This is a genomic window from Meiothermus granaticius NBRC 107808 (genome assembly GCF_003574355.1).
GTDB lineage: Bacteria > Deinococcota > Deinococci > Deinococcales > Thermaceae > Meiothermus > Meiothermus granaticius.
In genome coordinates this window covers 1-14,878 of sequence record NZ_QWLB01000013.1, presented here as the reverse complement: position 1 = coordinate 14,878, position 14,878 = coordinate 1, and the positions used below count along the sequence as shown (strand labels likewise).

At 62.1% G+C, this 14,878-nt stretch carries 15 protein-coding genes and 2 tRNA genes; 8 read left to right on the top strand and 9 right to left on the bottom strand.

What is annotated here, in order from left to right; genetic code table 11:
• Positions 1–21 precede the first annotated feature (21 nt).
• From Mgrana_RS06160 to Mgrana_RS06145, 4 genes are all read right to left on the bottom strand, one after another.
• Complete coding sequence (locus Mgrana_RS06160) at positions 22–474, bottom strand: arsenate reductase ArsC (RefSeq protein WP_119356731.1); 453 nt, start codon at positions 472–474, stop codon at positions 22–24.
• Entirely contained in the window at positions 437–1,144 is a 708-nt protein-coding gene (locus Mgrana_RS06155; RefSeq protein ID WP_119356730.1) for an MIP/aquaporin family protein, read from the bottom strand. The genes Mgrana_RS06160 and Mgrana_RS06155 overlap by 38 nt, the downstream gene beginning before the upstream one ends.
• A complete protein-coding gene (locus tag Mgrana_RS06150; protein ID WP_119356777.1) occupies positions 1,141–1,647 on the bottom strand; it encodes an arsenate reductase ArsC in 507 nt (168 codons plus the stop codon). Before Mgrana_RS06150 ends, Mgrana_RS06155 begins: the two co-directional genes overlap by 4 nt.
• 91 nt (positions 1,648–1,738) lie before the next feature.
• Positions 1,739–2,086, bottom strand: a complete 348-nt coding sequence (locus tag Mgrana_RS06145) for an ArsR/SmtB family transcription factor (RefSeq protein WP_119356729.1) — start codon at positions 2,084–2,086, stop codon at positions 1,739–1,741.
• 148 nt (positions 2,087–2,234) lie between these two features.
• Between Mgrana_RS06145 and Mgrana_RS06140 the strand changes: the two genes are divergently transcribed.
• Complete coding sequence (locus tag Mgrana_RS06140; RefSeq protein WP_119356728.1) at positions 2,235–3,707, top strand: bifunctional metallophosphatase/5'-nucleotidase; 1,473 nt, start codon at positions 2,235–2,237, stop codon at positions 3,705–3,707.
• A gap of 54 nt (positions 3,708–3,761) precedes the next feature.
• Here Mgrana_RS06140 and Mgrana_RS06135 read toward each other — a convergent pair.
• From Mgrana_RS06135 to thyX, 4 genes are all read right to left on the bottom strand, one after another.
• Positions 3,762–3,853 (bottom strand) — tRNA-Ser (locus Mgrana_RS06135).
• A 77-nt stretch (positions 3,854–3,930) separates the two neighbouring features.
• Positions 3,931–5,937, bottom strand: a complete 2,007-nt coding sequence (gene ligA / locus Mgrana_RS06130; RefSeq protein ID WP_119356727.1) for an NAD-dependent DNA ligase LigA — start codon at positions 5,935–5,937, stop codon at positions 3,931–3,933.
• A gap of 51 nt (positions 5,938–5,988) precedes the next feature.
• A complete protein-coding gene (locus Mgrana_RS06125) occupies positions 5,989–8,676 on the bottom strand; it encodes a G8 domain-containing protein (RefSeq protein WP_119356726.1) in 2,688 nt (895 codons plus the stop codon).
• 88 nt (positions 8,677–8,764) lie between these two features.
• Positions 8,765–9,598: an FAD-dependent thymidylate synthase gene (gene thyX, locus Mgrana_RS06120; RefSeq protein WP_119356725.1), complete on the bottom strand. Its 834-nt coding sequence runs from the start codon at positions 9,596–9,598 to the stop codon at positions 8,765–8,767.
• Positions 9,599–9,708: 110 nt separating this feature from the next.
• Here thyX and Mgrana_RS06115 point away from each other — a divergent pair.
• The 7 genes from Mgrana_RS06115 (at position 9,709) to Mgrana_RS06085 (ending at position 13,949) form a co-directional block, all read left to right on the top strand.
• A tRNA-Pro gene (locus tag Mgrana_RS06115) sits at positions 9,709–9,785 on the top strand.
• 146 nt (positions 9,786–9,931) lie between these two features.
• Positions 9,932–10,306, top strand: a complete 375-nt coding sequence (locus Mgrana_RS06110) for an FxLYD domain-containing protein (RefSeq protein WP_240631266.1) — start codon at positions 9,932–9,934, stop codon at positions 10,304–10,306.
• Positions 10,307–10,339: 33 nt separating this feature from the next.
• Positions 10,340–10,735: a hypothetical protein gene (locus Mgrana_RS06105; RefSeq protein WP_119356723.1), complete on the top strand. Its 396-nt coding sequence runs from the start codon at positions 10,340–10,342 to the stop codon at positions 10,733–10,735.
• An 8-nt stretch (positions 10,736–10,743) separates the two neighbouring features.
• Positions 10,744–11,283 carry an RsmD family RNA methyltransferase gene (locus Mgrana_RS06100; RefSeq protein ID WP_119356722.1) on the top strand — a complete coding sequence of 180 codons (540 nt, stop codon included), beginning with the start codon at positions 10,744–10,746 and terminating at the stop codon, positions 11,281–11,283.
• A 14-nt stretch (positions 11,284–11,297) separates the two neighbouring features.
• Complete coding sequence (coaD, locus tag Mgrana_RS06095) at positions 11,298–11,792, top strand: pantetheine-phosphate adenylyltransferase (RefSeq protein ID WP_119356721.1); 495 nt, start codon at positions 11,298–11,300, stop codon at positions 11,790–11,792.
• Between the two features lie 45 nt (positions 11,793–11,837).
• Positions 11,838–13,427: an aldehyde dehydrogenase family protein gene (locus tag Mgrana_RS06090; protein WP_119356720.1), complete on the top strand. Its 1,590-nt coding sequence runs from the start codon at positions 11,838–11,840 to the stop codon at positions 13,425–13,427.
• Positions 13,428–13,490: 63 nt separating this feature from the next.
• Positions 13,491–13,949 (top strand): hypothetical protein, encoded by a 459-nt coding sequence (locus Mgrana_RS06085; protein WP_119356719.1) that lies wholly within the window; start codon positions 13,491–13,493, stop codon positions 13,947–13,949.
• Between the two features lie 2 nt (positions 13,950–13,951).
• On the opposite strand, the gene Mgrana_RS06080 is transcribed toward Mgrana_RS06085, so the two are convergent.
• A partial coding sequence (locus Mgrana_RS06080) for a vWA domain-containing protein (RefSeq protein ID WP_119356718.1) occupies positions 13,952–14,878 on the bottom strand: 927 nt, incomplete at its 5' end.

The window sequence follows — 14,878 nt, the reverse complement described above, 5'->3', positions numbered from 1 at the left end:
AACCCCCGCCTTAGGGTGCGCTTAGGCCGATTCGGCCAATAGGCCAGCAGCTTCTATTTCCCTCACCCAGTCTCGAATTTTGGCGGCAATCTGGTCACGCACCTGGCGAAACCTCTCGAGGGTCTCTTCCTCTGAACCGTCGAACTGGGCGGGATCTTCAAAGGGCCAGTACAGGCGGTGGGTCGCGAAGGGGAACAGGGGGCACTTCTCCTCGGCTTTGCTGCAAACGGTGATTAAGTAGGTGAAGTGGTGCTTGCCTCCCCAGTAGGTCAGCAGGCTTTTAGCAGACTGCCCTTCCATGCTGAGGCCCAGCTCGCCCAATACCCGGCGGGTGTAGGGGTTGATCTGGCTGGGCTCTAACCCCGCGCTGAAGGCTTCAAAATGGTCTCCGGCGTAGTGCCGCAATAGGGCCTCGGCCATCTGACTGCGGGCGGAATTATGGCTGCACAGAAACAGAACCTTCAACCGTTTCACTCCGACCATCCTTTACCCCTCGAGCGATCCGAGGCCCATACATGTAATCAGCCGCCAGGGTGCCGAGCACCCCACCCAGCAGAGGACCAACCCAGTACACCCAACCATGCTCAAACCCCCCTCCCCAGATGGCTGAGCCAAAGGCTCGAGCCGGGTTCATGGTGGCCCCGGTGATGTTGCCCCCACACAGCACCCCGAGCGCTACCGCCAGACCGATGTAGGTAGCGGCATAGGGGTTTTTGAGGTGGATGGCGGTGGCCACAATGACCAGCACCAAAAAGAAGGCCAGGGTGGCCTCGACCAGAAATCCGGCCAGAGGGGATACCCCGACCGCTAGGCGCGGCACCCCGTACGCCACGCCGTTCATGGCTTCGCGGCCCAAGGCTAGGGTCAACAGGCCTACGGCCAAACTCGCCCCCAGCAGTTGGGAAAACCAGTAGAAAATCGCATCCTTGAGCGCGATTCGCCTGGTCAGGAGCAACCCCAGGGTAACCGCGGGGTTAAAGTGTGCCCCCGAGGCGGTTCCTAATGCCGCAATCATCGCCGCAATGACGATCCCGTTGGCGAGCACAACCCCCAGGGGCTCCATTTTGCTGGCGATAGCCCCCACCACCACGAACAGCAGGGCAAAGGTGCCGATGAATTCAGCCAGGTAGGCCCGAAGGTTCATACGGATGCCTCAATCCGGCTGGGTTCGGATGCTGGGCTCGAGGAGGGCCTCTGGATCCCCACCACATTGGACAACACGGTTTCGGACGGAAGCCTGCCCTGCAGCAGATCCACAACCAGATAACGGGTTGTCCACTTGAGCACATCCCGTACCTTACGCCACCCTTCTAGGGCCCCGTTGGAAGGATCTGGAATGCTGACGTGCAGGCGCTGGGTTTTGGCGGGGTAGACCGGGCAGGCCTCCTTGGCCCCGTCGCACACCGTGAGCACCACATCGAAGTTCCAAGGATCCGGCAGATCGAAGAGGGTTTTGGAGGTATGGCTGGAGATATCTACCCCGGCCTCCCTCATTACCTCTATCGCCTCTGGCTTGACCAAGGTGGCCTCTGTGCCGGCGGAGAAGATTTCCGCCGGTAACCCCAAGGCATCAGACCAATACCGGATCCAGCCCTCACCCATCTGTGAACGGGCGGAGTTATGGGTGCAGAGGACAAGGAGGCGCATCACCCAACTATACTGTTTGATCAACGTCGAATGGTCAAGACAGGGTCAAGCCGTCCTTGGATGGACGACTCAGAGGGTCCTTCCTGGGGGGTCAGCGGGCTTTGCGCAATGCCGTAGCCCTGTGGGTCGAGCGGAGCTCGCCCAAGGTGCTGAGCAGCCCCTCGAGCCCTGCGGGGTTGAGCCGATAGTAACTCCACTTGCCTACCCGCACCACCTCGATGAGACCGGCCTCACGCAGCACCTTGAGGTGGTGGCTCACGGTAGGGGCTGAGAGGCCTAAGCTCTCCTCGAGATGACAAAAGCACACCCCATAGACATCACCACAGCGCGGGTCACAGACGGTGTGTTCGTCCGGTAGCTCAGCCAGAATCTTCACCAGTCGCAGCCGGGCTGGATCGGCCAGGGCCTTGAGCCGGAGAACCGCTAAGGCTTCGTTCATACCTCTAGCCTATTTGAGATCTTTGCTTTGAAGATGTGTAGCCTGTTCCAGGTGAGCGCCGCTTCAGATTCCCTGGAGGGGGAAGTCAGCCAGGCTTCATTTCCTTTCCACAAAGATTGGATTAACTTAGGGGGTGGGAGGAATAACCATGAGAGGTTGGAGTTCCTTTGCAATCGGCTTGATGCTTGCGCTGGGGATGGCGTTTGCCCAGCAAGCCCCTTTAACCATCTTGCACTTCAACGACGTGTACGAAATTCAACCGGTGGATAAGGGGAAACGCGGGGGCGCGGCCCGGATTGCGACCCTGGTGGACCAGTACAAAGCCCTGAAGCCCCTGATCTTATTCAGCGGGGATGCCCTTTCCCCCTCGGTGATGTCCTCGGTATTCAAGGGCGAGCAGATGATCGCGGTTTTCAACCAGCTAGGGCTGAACGCGGCCACCTACGGCAACCACGAGTTTGACTTTGGCCCTACCGTGACCCAGCAGCGGGTGAAGGAGTCCAAGTTCCCTTGGATCTCAACCAACATCTTGGGGCCCGATGGCAAGCCGGTGGACGGGGCCGTGCCCTGGGTTTTGCTGGACTGGAACGGGGTGAAGGTGGGGTTGCTGGGTCTGGCCGACAACTGGCTTGACCTGACCAGCGCTGGCCCCGACGCCAAGTATCAGGACTTCATCAAAGCCGCTCAGCAGACGGTTCCTGAACTCAAAGCCAAGGGGGCGCAGGTCATCATCGCCCTGACCCACATGACCATGGCCGATGATGAACAGCTTGCGGCCAGCGTGCCTGGCCTGGATTTGATCCTGGGGGGGCACGACCACGAACCGATGTGGAAGGTGGTGAACGGAACGCTGATCTGGAAAACGGGTTCCGATTGGCGCAATCTGGGTTTGCTCAAGGTGTATCCCATGAAAGGGCTCAAAGCCCTGGTCATTCCACAGGAGTTGGTGGTCAATGCCAAGGTGGCGGAGCAACCGGCGATGAAGGCCCTGGTTTCGCAGTACAGCGACCAGCTCAGCAAGGGCTTGGCTGCGGTGGTCGGGGAAGCCAAGGTGCCGTTGGATGCCCGGGAGAAGATGGTACGGGCACAAGAAGCCCCCCTTGGCGACCTGATCGCGGATGCCATGCGGGCCTATACCAAAGCCGATGTGGCCATCACCAACGGCGGGGGCATTCGCACCGACCGGGTGTATGAAGCGGGGCCCATCACCAAGAAGGATATTCTGAGCATTCTGCCGTTTGGTAACACCGTGATCAGCCTCAAACTGACCGGCGAGCAGCTCAAAGCTGCCCTCGAGAACGGGGTTAGTCAGGTTGAAAAAGGGGCCGGGCGTTTCCCCCAGGTATCGGGGCTGAGCTTTACCTATGACCCCAGCCGTCCTGTGGGGCAGCGGGTGCTCGAGGTCAAGGTGGGTTCCGAACCCCTTAACCCCACCCAGACCTATGTGGTGGCCACCAACGACTATATGGGCAACGGCGGCGATGGCTACAGCATGCTCAAAGGGGCCCCCCGGGTGATCGCTGAGAACAGCGCACCGCTCATGGCACAGGTAGTGATGGACTACATCCAGGCCAAGGGCAGTGTAGCCCCCCAGGTAGAGGGGCGGATCGTCAAGAAGTAAGGCGGGGAGTACAAGCAAATCACCCGGTATCCTACCGGGTGATTTCTGTGTTTTTGGCGGAGAGGAGGGGATTCGAACCCCTGATAGACCTTACAGCCTATATACGCTTTCCAGGCGTACCTCTTCAACCACTCGAGCACCTCTCCACCTGGCCCATGCGGGCAAATGTGAGTGTACAAGCGGCATGGGCCACAGTCAAGGCAGAGGCGCGAGCCGCAAAAGGCTACTCGAGTGCGGCGGTTTTGGCCTTGAGCAACTCGGCCAGCCCCTCCTCATCCAGCACCGGTATCTTCAGCTCCTGGGCCTTTTGCAGCTTGGAGCCCGCGCCCTCACCGGCTACCACATAGCTGGTCTTCTTGCTCACCGAGCTCGAGACCTTAGCGCCCAAGGCCTCGAGCTCACGGCTGAGTTCCTCCCGTGGGCGGGAGAGTTCACCGGTGAGCACGAAGGTCAGCCCTTTGAGGGCGTTGCCCTGGGGTTTTTGTTTGGCCTCCAGGCTTACCCCAGCGGCCCGCAGCCGCTCAATGAAGGCCCGCATGGCCGGTTGGTGCAGGGTGTCGTGAATCAGGCGGGCGGTGGTCTCAGCCACATCCTCGACCTCGTCGAGCTCCTCTACGGAGGCCTCGAGAAGCCGATCCAAGCTGCCGAAGCGCCGGGCCAGCACCTTGGAGAGCGCATCGCCGACCTGGCGGATGCCCAGGGCGAAGAGGAGGCGTTCCAGGCCTCGCCCCTTGCTCTCTTCAATCTGCGCCAGCAGGTTCTCGGCGCTCTTCTCGCCCATGCGCTCGAGGTTGGCCAGCTGCTCTCGGCGAAGGTGATAGAGACCGCTGGGGTCTTGGATCAAACCCTCAGCGAGCAGCTTGGCGACCAGTTTGTCCCCCAGCCCCTGGATGTCCATAGCCCGGCGCGAGGCATAGTGCAGGATGGCCTCATAGGCCTTGGCCGGGCACAGCGGGTTGGGGCACACGTGAATTTTCCCCTCCAGTACCAGCGGGGTGTCGCAGCGGGGACAACGCTCAGGGTAGACCACCTTGGGGGCTCCTGCGGGCCGAGCCTCGGGGATTACCCGCAGCACCTCGGGGATGACCCCACCGGACTTATGGATCAGCACCGTATCGCCGTAGTGCAGGTCGAGGTCTTCGATGTAGCTTTCGTTGTGCAGCACCACCCGGGCTACGGTGGAGCCCTCGAGGGCCACCGGCTCGAGGAGGGCGGTGGGGGTGATGCGCCCGGTGCGGCCAACGCTAAACTCCACATCCAGGACACGGGTTTGCTTTTCCTCAGCGGGAAACTTGTAGGCGATGGCGAACCGCGGGCTCTTGGCGGTGAAGCCCAGATCCTGCTGCAGGTAGAGCTCCTCGAGCTTGACCGTTACCCCATCGGCCTCGAAGGGCAGTGTGCGGCGTTGGGCCAGCATCTCCTGATAGGCGGCCTCTACCGCTTGGGCCCCCCGTACGGAACGGTGATGGGCTTCGACTGGAAAACCCTTGTGCCGTAGGTATTCCAGCAGCTCGGTTTGGGTCCGCACCCCGGTTTCGGCCAATCCACTGCCGATGCCGTACAACAGGGCCCGCAGGCCGCGGGTCGCGGTTACCCGGGGATCTTTCTGGCGCAGGCTGCCAGCAGCAGCGTTGCGGGGGTTTTTGAAGAGTTTCTCGCCGGCCTCCTCGAGCTCGCGGTTGAGCTGCAGGAACGCCTCGATGGGCAAGTAGACCTCCCCTCGCACCTCGAGCCGCTCCGGGATGCCCTCGAGGCGGTGGGGGATGCCCTCAACGGCCAACAGATTGAGGGTGACGTCTTCCCCGACCTGCCCGTTGCCCCGGGTAGCCCCCCATTCCAAGACCCCGTTTTGATAAAAAAGGTTGATCGAGAGCCCGTCAATCTTATATTCCAAGGCGTAGTTGAACGGGGGTTCCTGACCTAGCCCTCGGGCAATCCGTTCCTCGAAGAGCCGGATCTCCTCGGGGCCAAAGGCGTTGTCCAAGGAGTACAGCGGGGTGGGGTGGGTGATGGCCGCGAAGGTGGTCTCGAGGGGCTTGAACCCCACGGCCTGGGTGGGGGAGTCGGGGGTCCGGAGTTCAGGGTGGGCAGCCTCGAGGGCTTTCAGCTCCTGCAGCAGCCGGTCGTATTCCGCATCCGAAAGGACCGGGTTGTCGAGGACATAGTAGCGGTAGTTGTGGTAGTTGAGTTCACGGCGCAGCTCGGCGGCGCGGCGAGCAAGGTCGGGCATGTCTCGATTCTATCGAGTTGGGGTCACCGGGTTGAAGCGTCGGGTTCCGGGCTATTTGCACAGATCGCTGCGGCAGATTTCCACCCCAGCCCAGTCGCGGTTGGGATCGGTATCGTACTGGCTCACCGTGGGGGGGATCCGCAGCTTCAGGTAAAGCGTGCTGCCATCGTAGAAATAGGCGCTGGTGGTGGAGGCTTCTAGGTCGGCCAGGCTTCCCTTGGGGCGCAGCTTGCCGCCGCACTGGTTGTCCTCGGGCTTGCAATAGCGTGGGTCCCCGTTGTTGATGTAGTAGTCGCGGTAGAGGTTGGGGGTGCCGCTAAAGGGCAGATTGACCCGCACGAAATCCCCGCGCTTGCGGTAGCGCAGGGTGATGCGGAGATGACCCGGCAGCGAACCGGTATACCCCAAACCGTAGGTGCGCCCCGCGATCAGGCTGGCCTGGAAGTTGGAGGATACGCCCCCCTCGGGTACCCCCCACATCCGGTAAACCGGGTTGCTCCCATCCAGGCGGGTCAGGGAGATCGGAGCAAGGGCCACATTGGCCCCATCCTCGTTGGAGACGTTCTCGACGAAGAGCCGACCGTAGGGGTAATCACAGACCTGGGCGTTCCAGTCGGGCTTGGCCACGCAGTTGCTGTCGAGCAAGAAGGGGGTGTTGATGACCACGCTGCGTCCGCTCATCCCGGAAACTGAGCCGTCGCGATCGGTAAAGACAGCCCCGCGATACCCATCGGCATGATCCTCTTTGGCCACCTGGTCGGGGGTGGGCTCGCCTCGAGGTGGGAAATACACCGGTTTGGCGTTGGTGAAGCGGGCCCCTTGGGCAAAGTTCTGGGGGCTGATGTTGAAGTCGGTGAAGCGCAGATAGCTCAAGGCCCCGGCTTCTCGAGTGCTGCCGTCGGCGAGGGCCAGGGGCTGGAAATTAACAAAGCTGACGTTCTTGAAGCCGTTGGTGCCATCGTAGAACTCGTAGCCTCGGATGGGGAAGAGGTGACCGCTGCCTGGGTCGTTGTTGTCCACATAGGGCTTTGGCAGTGTGCGCCCATCGGCGGCGGTTTTTTCCCAGCTCTCGGCCTGCCCCTTGTTGTCGCTGGTTCCAACGATCAGGGAATCCTCGAGGGTGGTCGCGTCGGAGGCAAAGGTCACCCCGATGGCGTTATCGGCCAGCTTGGCCCCGGTCACCTTGTGGTTGAGGCCACGCAGCCAGATGGCGTTGGAGCGGTTTTTATACCCGGTGAAGTTTTTGAATTCAGCCACCACCGGTGGGTTTTTGCTGTCGTCGCAGTGGGCGTAGGCCCCGCTGTAGTCGCACTGGTCGGGGAACTGGCGCGGGTTGTACACCGTACCGTTGCTGCGGGGTTTGAGCGTGACCAGATCCGGGCCGCGATCCACCATTAGGCCGTTGCTGTTGGAGTGGGCTACATTGCCGCTGAACTCCCCCAGCGGGGTTAGGTCGGGCCAGATGGTCCTGTCGGTCTCGGGGGTTCGGCTGGCCCCGGTGGGGTGCTTGGGGAAGGCCAGCCAGAAACCGTTGGCCCAGTCGGAGCCAGCCGCCACGTTGTTCCGTAGGGTATTGGCCGGATGGGTGACCCAGTAGGTGGCGGGCTCGCTGTCGGTGGGGATGAGCTCCTCGCCGGGTTGGGGCCGCAGCGTCAGGAGGCCCAGATTGCCCACCAGCAGGTTACCGGTCTCGGCCCCGTCCTCGAGGAAATAGCAGTGGCCCAGATCGGCATAGGCCACGTTGCCGCTGACCTCGGCGTTCTGGGTGCCGTGCAGGGTGACGCAGCGGTTGAAGCTGTTCCAGATGGAGGAGTTCTTGAGGTACTGCCCCTTTACATCCCCGGCCAGGTGCCAGTGGAGCGGGTAGCGCCCCAGCTTGCCCTTCTGCCCCATGCGGTAAAACTCCACCCCGGAGATGCGCGCCTGGGCTCCGCTCATCACCATCACGTGCCCACCGAAGCCATACCCGGCGGGCTTGGCTTTCCCGTTGCTGTTGTCCTTGACCTCACCCACGCTGGCATCGCCCTGGATGGTGATGTTGCGCGAGAGCAGACCCACCTCTCCGCGCTCATCTACCCCAGCGGTGATTTGCCCGAAATGCAGATACTTCAGGGGAGCATCCAGGGTTAGGGTGTTGCCGTTTTTGCCGGTGATGGTGCGTTCTTCGGCCTGAGCCGCGCTGTAGTCGGTGGAGGCCAAGACGATGCGGTCCCCAACCCGCCAGTCTCCGGCGTTCTCCACGCTGATCTGGGTGGCCCCTTTGGGGGCGGTGGCGGTGAGCCGGGTCCAGCCGTTGCGGGGTTCGCCGAAGACCTCGAGCACCCCTCCCATCATGACCCCGATGCCCTTGGTGCCCATCCCCATCACGTCCTCAGTGGGGTTGGTGGCGGTCAGGGTGAGGATGGCCCGCTTGGTGTAGGGCTTGTCGGCGCTACCGATCTGGAGCCGACCATGAATCATGATCCAGTCAGCGCTGAGGCTTAGGTCTTTATCGGCGAAGCTCAACCAGCCCAGCACGTTGAGCCCCTTGAGGGCGGGAGGATTAACGTCCAGGGTAACCTGCAGGCCGGCAGGGATGGTCACGGTATCTCCGGCTTGGGGAGGTTTACCGTTCCAGGTAGCGGGGTCGGACCACAGACCGCTGCGGGCCGGTGGGGTGCCCATACCGGGGTTTGTTGCCGTGGTTTTAGCACAGGCCCCAACCAGCAGCAACAAGGACAGCCAGAGGTAGCGCTTCATCAGATTCCTCCCAAGGGGGCGGGGACTTACCCCATTAACTGTATCCACCCCACGGACCCTGGGCGGTTTAGGGGGGATTAAGACCGCCTTAACCCTGAGGGAACAGTTTGTCCAGGGCCTCCTGAATGCGGCTGGTGGATAAGCCAGCGTTTTTCAGGGCCAGCCTGACCTTGTCTTGATCCAATAGGGGGCGCAGGGCCTCGAGCTCGCTGCGGGAGAGCTGGGTCCCGCCCAACACGTGCTCTTCAAAGCTGGTCCAGGCCAGCGGCACGGCTTGTCGAACGAAATGGGCTACCGCCTCGGCGTAGGCCCGGATCTCGGCCTGGGCGTGCCAGTCGAGGCGCAAGCGCAAGAAATGCAGCAGGTTGTGCAGGTTTTGCTTCCAGTAAAACTCGCTGTAGAGCCCCACCGGCAGCACCTCCCGGGCCAGTTCGCGCGCCACACCGAGCTCGAGCAAGGCCTGGTACTCCTGATAGGCCCGTTGCTGCGACTCGGCGATGCGGGTGTGGGCCTGGTGGGCGGCTTCTTCCGGCAAGCCCCCCTCCCCGACCTGTTTATTTTTGTTGCTCTGGGCCCGCAGTTCGGCAGGGGAAGGCAGGAAAAACTCATCCTTCATCACTGAGTAGCGGGCAGAGATTTCGTTGACACTGGCGGTGCGGTGGCGAAACCACTGGCGGATGACCAGGATCGGAGCCTTGATATGAAAGGTAAACTCCACCATTTCAAAGGGGCTGGTGTGCCGGTGGCGCATCAAGTAATCAATCAGGGCCGCGTCTTCCCGCACGGTTTTGGTGCCTTCGCCATAGCTCACTCGAGCGGCCTGCACAATTCGCGTGTCGTCGCCCATCACATCGATCAGGCGCACAAACCCCTTGTCCAAGACGGGCTGGCTGCTCCCCAAAAGGTGGGCTAGGGTTTCCATAGCCTGCATTGTACCGAAGTCTGCTCCCAGCCTTGACACCGGGTGCGAGTGGGGTCAAACTGTTTAGTCGGGCAGAACTGGGATCGAAACCCTGGGGCCACACAAAGCAACGAGGAGTAGCGCAGCCTGGTAGCGCACCTGCTTCGGGAGCAGGGGGTCGCTGGTTCGAATCCAGTCTCCTCGACCAATGGAAAAGCCCAAGCCGTGGGCTTTTTTGTTTGTCTAAGCGTGGGGAGGATGAGAAGCCTGGCCTTCCTCTCACCCCTCTCAAAGGCCCTAGGAGAAAGCTAAGCTCGAGGGCGAGCGTGTAGCCAAGCCTGCAAGGAGTTTGCTGTGAGAATCTTGCACGTGTGTACCGGTGTGATGTTGATGGCGACCAGTGGATTGGCGCTGCAAAGCCCATACCACCTCAAGGTGTTGTCTTGGAGTTGCCAGCTTTCTCCTCGAGACGCATGGGTGCGGGGTACCGTCAGGAATATTGGAGACCGTCCCCTGCAGGATGTGCGGGCCAGCGCTCGGGTATTGGGGAGGGGCTTGCGTGTGGCCACCAATTCGGCCCCCATACGGGCTCGCATTCTGCGTCCCGGTGAGACCGCCAGCTTTAGCGTGCGGGTTCCTACCTATTTCGACAGCAAGCGCCGCTGTGAGCTGGGGTTTCGTAACCCTGCCCTGATCCAGATCGCCTCGCTGATTCCCGATCCGCGTTAGGCGGCCCCCGGCCCGGTTTGTTAGACTTGGGCGATGAAACGCATCATCGCTTTGGGGGTGGTTTTGGGACTGGCCCTGGCCCAGGGTTCGGTGTACAAGCTCAAGGTTACGGATTGGAGCTGCCGGGTAGTGGGGCGGGATGTGGTAGCCCAGGGCAGGGTGCTCAACCGCTCGGGGATGACCCTGCGGGCGGTGCGGGTTAACTTGCGGGTGGTTGACCGGACGGTGAGCCAGGTCAACGGGGTCTCGAGCCACCGGGTGCGGGGCACCAACTCGGGGTTGATCCAGGCGCCTCGCCTGGCCAATGGAGCCTCGAGCGCCTTTGTGGTGCGAGTGCGCCCCAGCACTACCCACAACGTGACCTGTCAAATTTGGTTCCGCAACCCTGACGTGGTGCAGATCCCTACCCAGGTTCCCCTTCCCCGCTAAGCCCGACCATGCTGCGTATTCTTGGCGGTTCGGCCAAAGGGGTGTCCTTGAAGGTGCCTCAGTCGGCTCGGCCCAGTCCGGTGCGGCTGCGCAAGGCCCTTTTCGATTACCTGCGGTATCGCTTTCCACCCCAGGGGGACCCCCCCAGCCGAGGGCGCTTTCTGGACCTTTATGCCGGCAGCGGGGCCATAGGCCTCGAGGCCGCCTCCGAGGGGTTCGCGGCGACCCTGGTGGAAAAAGACCGACAAGCCATCACCTTGTTGCGGGAAAACATCCAAAAAACCCGGCTCCCTGCGCGGCTCGAGCCCATCTCGGTGGAGCAATTCCTGCTCCGGGCCGCCCAGACTGGTCAGCGCTTTCAGGTGGCCTTCATGGCCCCCCCGTATCCCCATGATCTGCTGCTCGATTTTGAACGCCTTTTAGAAGCCAGGGTGGTGGAACCGGGCGGGCTGCTCATCCTGCAGCATCCGGTTGAGCTTTCCCTGCCCCGCGGGGAGCGGCGGGAGTATGGCACCAACGCGGTTACAATGCTCGAGAGCGCAGGCTAAAGAGAGGAAGCCCCATGCATGTGGTCTACCCCGGTAGTTTTGATCCGCTCCACAACGGTCACCTCGATGTGATCCAGCGGGCGGCCAAGCTGTTTGGCCGAGTAACCGTAGCGGTGCTGGAGAACCCTTCTAAGCGGGGGCAGTGGTGGTTTACGCCGGAGGAGCGGGTCGAGATTATCCGCAGCGCGGTGGCTGAAGCCAAGCTTGCCAACGTTGAGGCGGATACCTTCAGCGGCTTGCTGGCTGAGTACATGCGGGTCAAGGGGTCTAAGGTGATTGTCAAGGGCTTGCGCGCGGTTTCCGATTACGAGAGCGAGCTTCAGATGGCCCACCTCAACCGGCAGTACGGCAACCACCCGGAAACCCTGTTCATCATGGCGGCTACACGCTGGTCCTTTGTTTCCAGCACCATGGTTAAGGAAATCGCCCGCTATGGGGGCGATGTGGGTAAGTTGGTGCCCCCCTCTACCGCTGAGGCGCTCAAAATCAAGCTGATGGTGCTGCCCTAGGGGGATTGAGGGACCATCGCTACTTGAGGAGGTATCTGAGCCGTTATGCACAGCATCCGCAGCAAATATGGGAAAGCGCTCGAGATCGGCCATTGGGTGGCTGGGGAGGAGCACTTCGAGGGCCCCGCTCAAGAGCGGCGCAATCCCGCCGATCATGAAGACCTGGTCTGCCGCTTCCCCGAGGCCTCCAAAGCCACCCTGCGCAGGGCAGCCCAGGCAGCCCGGAAGGCCTTTGAGGAGTGGTCGCGTACACCTGCGCCGGTGCGTGGGGGGGTGCTCTTGGAGCTGGCCCGGGTTCTGGCTCGAGAGAAGGAGACCCTGGTGCGCCTGATGGTGCGCGAGGTGGGCAAGACCCCCAAAGAAGCTGGGGGCGATGTTCAGGAGGCCATTGACACGGCGGTGTTCTTCGCCTCAGAGGGGCGCCGGCTCTATGGCCAGACCGTGCCCAGCGAGATGCTTTACAAAGAGCTGTTCACCTTCCGCCGACCGATCGGGGTGGTGGGGATGATCACCGCGGGCAATTTTCCCATCGCGGTGCCCTCTTGGAAGCTGATTCCCGCCGTGTTGGCTGGGAATACCGTGGTCTGGAAGCCCTCCGAGGATTCCCCTGGGCTTTCTTATGTGTTCGTCCAGCTTTTCGAGGAGGCGGGGCTGCCCCCAGGGGTCATCAACGTGGTGTTTGGTGGGGGCAAGAGCTCTACTGGGCAGGAGCTGGTGGAGCTGATGGACGAGGGGCTTCTGAACAAATTTGCCTTTACCGGCAGCACCGCGGTGGGCCGCTGGATCGGTGAGGTGGCGGGCCGCAACCTGCTGCGCCCCACCCTCGAGCTCGGCGGCAAAAATCCCTTAGTGGTGCTGCGCGACAGCGACCTCGAGCTGGCCGTGGAGGGGGCTTGGTGGAGTGCGTTTGCTACCGGAGGACAGCGCTGTACCAGTGCTGGGAACATCCTCGTGGATGCCCCCATCTACGGTGAGTTCAAAAAGCGCTTTTTGGAAAAGGTCGAGGCTACTGTGATTGGTAACCCCAGCGAGCACCCCGGTGTGACCTATGGCCCCTTCATCAACGCCCGATTGTTTGAGCGCTGGAATGAGCACTACGCCTGGGGAGAGGCCGATGGGGCCAGGCTCCTTCTGGGCAAGGGCCGAATTATGGGCTCGAACCTCTACCCCTTGTTCAAGGGGAACCCTGATGCCGGTATTTTCGGCTGGCCTACGGTCTGGGAGGCTCGGCCCGGTATGCGGCAGTTTGAGCAGGAGATCTTCGGCCCGACCATTAACCTGGTCAAGGTGGATGGGGTGGAAGAGGCCATCCAGGCCGCTAACGCCCACCCTTATGGCCTGAGCAGCGCGGTATATACCAACCGGCGCGACTGGGCCTACCGCTTTAAGACCGAGATTAGGGCCGGGATGACCAGCATCAACAACTCCACGGTGGGGGCCGAGGCCCACTTGCCGTTTGGAGGGGTGCGGGGCAGCGGCAATGGGGCCCGCGAGAGCGGGGTGTGGGTGTTGGAGGAGTACACCTACTGGCAGGCGGTGAACGAAGACTACTCCGGCAAGCTGCAACTGGCCCAGATGGATACGGCCTACACCCAGCCCAAACCGAGGACAGACTGGGGCAAGCTGCTCGAGTAGGCTGGGTTATTCCCCACCGGACCCCTATCGCCCATAGCGTAAGATTCTGGCAGGAGGAACCCTATGCGTATCCTGTTTGTTGCCTTATTGCTGGCTGTTGCCGCGGTGTTTTCTGGCTGCGCCCCCCAGACCCAGGCCAACCCAGGTGAGGTGGTCTATGACGTGCCTCGCCCAGGGGAGTTCAACCAGCCTCGAGCCGCCGGGAATCCCGTGGAGATCGCTCTGGCCCAGTCGGTGGCGGCCTATTATGCCCTCGGGGCCCAGCCCCTACCGGGGTATGGTCGTTGGGTTCAGCGCTTGAGCGAGGGCCCCACCGCCATTTATGTTTCTGAAAAGCGCGATGCCAGCGGCAAAGTGGTGGCGACCATCGAGATGCGGTGGAGCTTTGGGGTACGGCCAGACGGCTACGGGGTGGTTAAACTGCAAACCCTATCCACCGAGAAGATTGATGTGGGGGCGGTAGAGGGTCCGGCTTTCCGGTGGCTAGACCACGACTTTACCCGAGTGGCCGGTGCGCGCTAGGGTTAGCAGCGGAGCTGGAGTCCGTCGGCGAGCCTGGCCAGCTCTTGGGGGGTATGGGCGCTGCAAAACCGATCGAGGTAGGGAAGGGCGGTTTTCATACAGTTGGCCTGGGGGTTGTAGCCCGGCAGGGCAAGCAGTGGATTGAGCCAGATCAACGCGGCGCTGCGGCGGTACAAGGTGCGCAGGGCGGACTCGAGCACCTGCGGCTCACCGGTATCGAGTCCATCGCTTGCGATCAGCAGCACCGTGTGCGGGCCCACCAAGCCGCTGTAGTGACGCTCGAGGTGGCGCAGGCTCTCTCCGATTCGGGTTCCCCCGCCCCAGGCTTCCGCCATCCCCGAGAGCCGGGGCGGATCGTCGGGGTTGGGATGGGCCTCGAGTTCTCGGGTAAGGCGCTTAAGGTGGGTGGAGAAGCTGAACACTTCTACTCGAGCACTGCTCAAGCGAAGGGCGAAGGCAAACTGCAGCAGGGTCTCGGTATACGCGGCCATAGACCGGCTGGCATCCAAGACCAACACAAAGCGAGGTTCTTGATGGGGATGGGCCAGCCAGGCCGTATGGATGAACTCTCCTCCGGTTTGCAGCCCTTTGCGCAAGGTTCTGCGAAAATGCACCCGCCGGCCCTGGGCGGCAGGGTGCCAGCGGCGGCTTTTCCCCAGCCGAATCGTCCGCAGAAGGGCTCGAGCCGCGGCTAGCATGCCTTCCAGGTCGGTTTGGGGAACCTCTATGATGTCTTTCCCTGTTCCTGCCGGACTGAACAAAGCCTTGAGGCCCAGCAAGCCCCTGGCCTGAGGATCCTCCGCGCGCGGCTGGGAGAGCCCGGCCCCACCCTCTGCCCCCTCGAGCGGAGGGTGGTCTAGTTTTTTGGGTTGGGGGGCGGGGTCTTCTGCAGGGCCCTCCTCACCCGGAAGGGATGCCCGGGGCAGGGT